The organism is Nostoc sp. 'Peltigera membranacea cyanobiont' 213, from assembly GCF_002245975.1.
Classification (GTDB): Bacteria; Cyanobacteriota; Cyanobacteriia; order Cyanobacteriales; family Nostocaceae; genus Nostoc.
The window spans coordinates 1-6886 of sequence record NZ_NOLI01000229.1; the positions used below are offsets into that span (position 1 = coordinate 1).

Annotated in this window: 2 protein-coding genes; one reads left to right on the forward strand and one right to left on the reverse strand. The window is 40.0% G+C overall.

Annotated elements, in window-relative coordinates; genetic code table 11:
* Nucleotides 1-108: 108 nt before the first annotated feature.
* A complete protein-coding gene (locus CDG77_RS32635; RefSeq protein ID WP_094333344.1) occupies nt 109-2100 on the reverse strand; it encodes an ABC transporter ATP-binding protein/permease in 1992 nt (663 codons plus the stop codon).
* 896 nt (nt 2101-2996) lie between these two features.
* Here CDG77_RS32635 and CDG77_RS32640 point away from each other — a divergent pair.
* Nucleotides 2997-6886, forward strand: a 3890-nt coding sequence (locus CDG77_RS32640) for a non-ribosomal peptide synthetase (protein WP_143857141.1), incomplete at its 3' end; no start/stop codon positions are given.

Here is a 6886-nt window from a genome sequence, read left to right on the forward strand (position 1 = left end):
ATTTTTTGAGGAGATTTTGAGCCATATATTATGTATGAAGAAATATCACCTCAAAACACCCAAAGTCAACACCCTAGGTGTGACCTAAACTCTAAAATTGTCAAACCGCTAAACTTTCAGCCATTTCAGTACATTTGGGTTCTTGTCATAGCGGTACGTCAAGCCGTCCCTAGTAATAATAAAATCTCCTTTGCTTGCCTTACTTCTGATAGTGCTAATGGAATAATTAGTTAATTCACTTATTTCCTTATGAGAAAGCTTTTCACTTGTGATTGTTTCTGTCAATATTTGTGATTGATTTTGCGACTCATTATAAGGCGTGCTTTGAATCTTTATTGTTTTTTGACTTCGATAATCCTGAACAGTCACAAGTTGCCAACTGGAATCTTGTGCAAGTTCCAAAACCCATTGATGATAATCAAACAGGCTTTCCCGATGCCCGACACTGATAAATGTTGTTTTCGTTGATTGTAGCTGTTGATATAAACTTCCTTCATTATTCAAATCCAAAGCACTCGTTGCTTCATCTAAGATAGTAAAGCTAGGACGGGTAACTAACAGTCGTGCAAAGGCAAGGCGTTGTTGTTCTCCCAGCGATAATATGTTCTCCCAAGGAACTTCTGTATCGAAGCCTTCGACTCGACTGAGCAAGTTTTGCAGGTTTACTTGTTGCAAAATTTCTTTGAGTTCTGCGTCAGTAATTTGACGACTGGTATTAGGATAGAGCAATTGTTCACGCAAAGTTCCCAAGATGATATAAGGACGTTGGGGTAAGAATAAAACTTCTTCCAGGGGAGGTCTTACCAAACGACCAGTACCCGCATTCCATAAACCAGCGATCGCTCTTAGTAGAGAACTTTTACCTCGACCACTCGGCCCAACAATCAATAAACCTTCTCCTGCTTTGACAGACAGTGACAAATCTTCAACAATCACCTGTTGATAGTCGGGTGTTTGTAAAGTTACATTCTCAAAAACGATCTGATTTTCTTCTATTGTTTTTATAGTACTTACATCTTCTGGTTTTTTAGTAACAGCTTCTAACGCATCGGAAAATTCAGATAACCGTTCAACATAGCTAGAAAATCTTCCAGAATTCCCAAATTCATTAATTAACTCACCCAAAGCATTAGCGAAAAAATAGCAACATGTAGACGCTTGGCTAAGTTCTCCAAAATCAATTTCACCTTTAATCTGTAAAGGACCAAATACTATATATGGAAATATTTGAATTACAGCCTGATAACCTCTATTAAAAATCTCATTATTCCTCTCCCAATCAATTTTGCGTTTAGCATTTTCTATCAAATTACTAAATCGCCGGACAATAATATTTAATTCTTGCTTCTCTCCTCGAAAAAAAGCTACTGATTCAGCATGAGTGCGAAAGTGAGTTAGACAATAGGTGTAGTCAGCTTTCGCTTCGAGTTCTTCTCGATTAATTTTATTTAATTCTTGGGTTAAGTAAACAGCAATCAAATTACCTATAACTGTATAAGTAACCAAAATTAGTGCAACAGTCTGAGATATTGACCAGAGAACTAACAAAAAAGCTGTCATCTCCAGTATTTTTTCTAAGAGAGTAGCTGAAAAACTTAAAGCATTGTTTGCAATGGGTTCGACTTCTTGAGATAAACGTTGATCTGGATTATCAATATTAGATTTAAAGTTAATTTTGTAATAAGCTCGATTGTTTAAATATTTTGATAAAATCTTATTATTTAGCCATTGATACCAATCAAGAGCAATTTTTTTTCTCACTAGTTTGGAGAACCCTACCAAGAGAGTTACCAATACTAGAGCTGAACCAAAAAGCAGTAAAGTATCATAAAACTTAGAGATGTCCTTCTCTTGAATGATGACATCGAGTAAATAGCGAGTAATAAAGCTGTTAAAAACATTTGCGCTTACAAGTGCAATTATTAATAAAATCAAGAGAACGAGCATTCCCCATGAGCGAATCACGTCTGAGAATGCTCTGTTTCCTGGCTCGTTTGGATACCAGTAAGGTTGCGCGACTGCTTTTACGTCTTTCCAAAATTGAATAAAACCTAAAAAAGCATTTGTTGAAGGTTGAGTTTGAACAACTTGGGTTGGCATATTCTGAAACTAAACTAAGATTTTACTAATAATTAAGCTAGTTATATGGAAGTAACGTTAAGGGTCAATTCCTTTCTAAATAAGCATTGTAGCTATAAATAAAGTAGGAAATTGACCTAGTGCAATTGTTGGGATTTTGGAGAATGTTGAAAAAGGCAGAAGGCAGAGGGCAGAAGGCAGAAGGTTCTATTCCGAAGGGGATTCAGACCCCGCCTGAATAGGAGCCACCAAATTAAAAATTTGGTGGGGGTCTTAAACCGCAAGTTCGCTACGTTCACGGGCAGAGAGCAGGAATCAGAATTCCCTTCTGCCTTCTGCCCTCTGCCTTTCTTGATAAGCTTTCTCACACAACTCGGTAAATATGCTTGTGAAAGTATTATTGAACTCAATATTTGTATTAACTGACGCATTGAATCATTTGCTGCAATCTTCTTGGTGTCTATAATCGACAGCAGTTAATAAGTTTTTCAGCAGATAATTTTTGCGCCATCTGTCATATTCTATAACGCAGTATATACCAATTTACATTTTGATTTTTTGTTTTTATCCCAATTTACCGAGCGGATACGTCTTAACTGTCTTAACTGTCTTAACTGTCTTAACTGTCTGCTTAACTGTCTTAATTTGGTATTGTATTTTGTTGGCTAAGGTGAGATAATTCACAAATACAAGTAAAAAGTACAAATTTAAATAAATAAACTCAATTGATGTAAAATGATGTAAACATTACTTTAAACCTAGCAAAATATCCGATTTGAGAAGCAAATTTTTGATAGTAATAATTGTTAAAACTTATAGCTAAGTTAACTTTGTCTTTAGCTAAAACTGTAGTAATTTAAGGTAGCTTTACAATAAATTATTAATTTATTAAAATTAGCATTGATTAGAGTAAAATTATGAATTTAATAGAGCTTCTAGAAAATCTTTTAGCAAATAATGTTGAACTGTGGGTTGATGGAGACAAACTGCGCTATCGAGCGCCTAATCATTCACTGACTCCTGAGTTATTGGGGAAAATTAAGCAATCTGAAGCAGAAATTATCCAAATTTTATCCCAGAGTACCGAGCAGGTTACAAATTATCCCTTATCTCACGGTCAAAAGGCACTTTGGTTTTCATATCAATTAGCACCCAGCAGTACTGCTTACAACGTTACATATGCAGCAAAATTAGTTACAAATTTAGATATTGCTGCCCTAAAGCAAGCAGCACAAGCTTTATTTGAAAGGCATCCAGTTTTAAGGACTACCTTTGCAATCATTGACGGCGAACCAGTGCAAAGAGTTCACAAAAATCAGCAAGTTGACTTTAGCATCCAAGACGCTTTCGCCCTTAGCCAAGATGATGTAAACAACTGGCTCTCAGAAAAAAGCGATCGCCCCTTCGACTTAGAACAAGGCCCGATATTGCGCTTTGATTTATTAATTAACCACATTAAAACTGATAAATTAGCAACAAAAGAACATATTCTCTTAATCACGCTACATCAGATAGTGGGAGATTTCTGTTCTTTAGAAATTATGATCAGTGAACTTTGCGCCTTGTATAAAGCGATGTCTACGACGGGCTACGCCTACGCAAAAGGTGAAGCAGCCCAACTATCAGCACAAAACTATCAATATCAAGATTACGTCAAGTGGTCAGAGCAAATGCTCGCTAGTTCAGATGGAGAAAGTTTGTTGACTTACTGGCAGCAACAGCTATCTGGTGAGTTGCCATTGCTAAATTTGCCAACAGATCGACCAAGACCTCAAATCCAAACCTATAACGGCGCTTCCCGCTTTTTTACTATTGAACAAGAACTGCGGCAATTGCTCACAGAATTGGCAACTAGAGAAGGTGCGTCTCTGTATATCCTTTTATTAACAGCATTACAAATACTATTACTACGTTATACCAATCAAGAAGATATTTTAATTGGCTCTCCAATGGAGAATCGGAGCCGTTCAGAATTTGAAAATATTGTGGGTCACTTTACTAATCCTGTGGTCTTGCGAGGAGACCTTTCAGGAAAACCGACTTTTAAAGAGTTGCTGGAGCGATCGCACTCTTGTGTATTAAATGCCCAAGACCATCAAGATTATCCCTTTTCCCTGCTGCTAGAGCAACTGCAACCTGTCCGCAACCCCAGTTTTTCGCCACTCTATCAGGTAGCCTTCGTCTGCGATCGCTCTCACCTGATGGATATGGATGGTTTGATTTTGGAATCAATAATTCCAGAGTCTAAAGGAGCCGCCTTTGATTTAACCTTAACCATTCTTGAGGGGACAGACTCACTCAAAGGTACATGGAATTACAACACTGACTTATTTGATGACAGCACAATCGCGCGGATGATGGGGCATTTTGTAACAATGCTTTCAGCAATTGTGGCAAATCCCCAGCAACGAATTGACCAATTACCAATGCTCACACAATCTGAGGAACGACAGTTATTAATCGAGTGGAATGATACTCAAGTAGACTACGCCTTCGATAAATGTATTCATCAGTTATTTGAGGAGCAGTCTTTGAGGACACCCGAAGCTGTGGCAGTGGTGTTTGAGAATCAACAATTGACGTACCACGAGTTGAATTGTCGTGCTAACCAGTTGGCGCATTATTTGCGGTCTAATGGAGTCGGAGCCGACGTGCTGGTGGGGATATGTGTGGAGCGTTCTTTAGAGATGCTGGTGGGACTGTTGGGCATTCTCAAAGCGGGTGGAGCTTACGTACCACTTGACCCAGAATATCCCCAAGACCGTCTTAAGTTCATGCTTGAAGATGCTCAAGTTCCAGTATTACTCAGTCAACAGCGACTCCTGGATCGACTACCCCAGTATCAGGGAAAACTGATTTGTTTAGATGAAGTCTGGTCAGAAATTCTGCAAAACAAACAGAATAACCCGATTGAGGTAGTAACGCCTACTCATCTTGCGAATGTGATTTACACATCCGGCTCCACAGGCAAACCCAAAGGGGTAATGATTGAGCATAGTGGATTGTGCAATCTAGCTCAAGCTCAAATTCAGGCTTTCGGCTTGGATGGTGATAGTCGAGTTCTCCAGTTTGCCTCCTTCAGTTTTGATGCTTGCATATCAGAAATCTTGATGGCTTTGGGATCGGGGGCAAGACTTTACTTAGGAACAAAAGACTCTTTGATGCCGGGTATGCCTTTAATTGAGCGATTACGCGATTATGGCATTACCCATGTCACCCTACCACCATCAGCCCTAGCAGTCCTGCCAGTAGAAGAACTGCCAACATTGCAAACAATCATTGTCGCAGGAGAAGCCTGTCCTGTTGAACTGATGCGACAATGGTCAAAAGGCAGAAACTTTTTCAACGCCTACGGCCCGACAGAAGCCAGTGTTTGTGCAGCGATCGCCAAATGCACTCCACTAGATCAAAAAACTTCCATCGGTCGTCCAATAGACAATACTCAGATATACATACTTGACCAAAACTTACAACCAGTACCTGTGGGTGTACCAGGAGAACTGCACATTGGTGGTGCAGGATTAGCGCGAGGCTATCTCAACCGCAGCGAGTTAACACAAGAGAAATTCATCCCCAACCCTTTCAACAATTCAAAATTCAAAATTCAAAATTCAAAGTTGTATAAAACAGGGGACTTAGCACGTTATTTACCAGATGGCAATATCGAATACTTGGGACGCATCGACAACCAAGTAAAAATTCGGGGATTCCGCATTGAGTTGGGAGAAATCGAAGCAGCACTAAGCCAACATCCCCACGTGCAAGCATCATGTGTCATAGCCCGTGAAGATAACAGGGGTGACAAGCGCCTAGTAGCCTACATCGTACTGCAACCAGAGCAGACACCCACAGTTCAAGAACTGCGTAGCTTCCTCAAAGAAAGGCTACCAGAATACATGGTACCAAGTGCGATCGTTCTCTTAGAATCTTTACCCGTAACCCCCAACGGCAAAATAGATCGTCGCGCTCTACCAGCACCAGAGCCAAGTAGTGAATCAAGAGATAAATACGTAGCTCCGCGCACTCCCATCGAAGAAATCCTGGCACTGATTTGGCAACAAGTTCTAAAAGTAGAGCTTGTAGGCAGATATGACAACTTCTTTGAACTAGGAGGACATTCCCTACTCGCAACCCAACTGGTGTCCCGTGTGCGTAGCAGCTTGAAAGTAGAACTGCCATTGCGTTCATTATTTGCAGCACCAACAATTGCCCAATTAGCGCTATTGATTCAGCAATTACAGCAGCAAGATATAGAACTGTCAGCACTACCCATCTCAAAGCGGGTAGAGAATGCAAACTTACCACTGTCTTATGCTCAACAACGGTTGTGGTTTTTAGACCAGTTGGAGCCGAACAGTGCTTCATACAACATCCCCTTCGGGTTGCGCTTAGTCGGATCTCTTAATTTTGCCGCCTTGGAACAAAGCTTAATTGAAATTATTTATCGCCACGAAGCATTACGTACTAACTTTGTTACTGTTGATGGAAAACCAACTCAAATTATTCAAACTCCAACAAATTGGTCAGTTGCAGTTGTTAACTTGCAACATCTACCAGTAAGCGAACAAGAAATCACTGTACACAAATTAGTGCAACAACAAGCGCTTCTTCCTTTTGACTTAGCGTCGGATGCATTAATCAGAGCGACATTACTGATACTGTCCGAGACAGAACAGTGGTTAGTAGTGTGTATGCACCACGTTGTCAGTGATGGCTGGTCAATGGGTGTGTTTGTCCAGGAGTTACAAGCACTGTACAATGCTTATTCTCAAGGTCAACCATTACCTCTATTGCCGCTACCAATTCA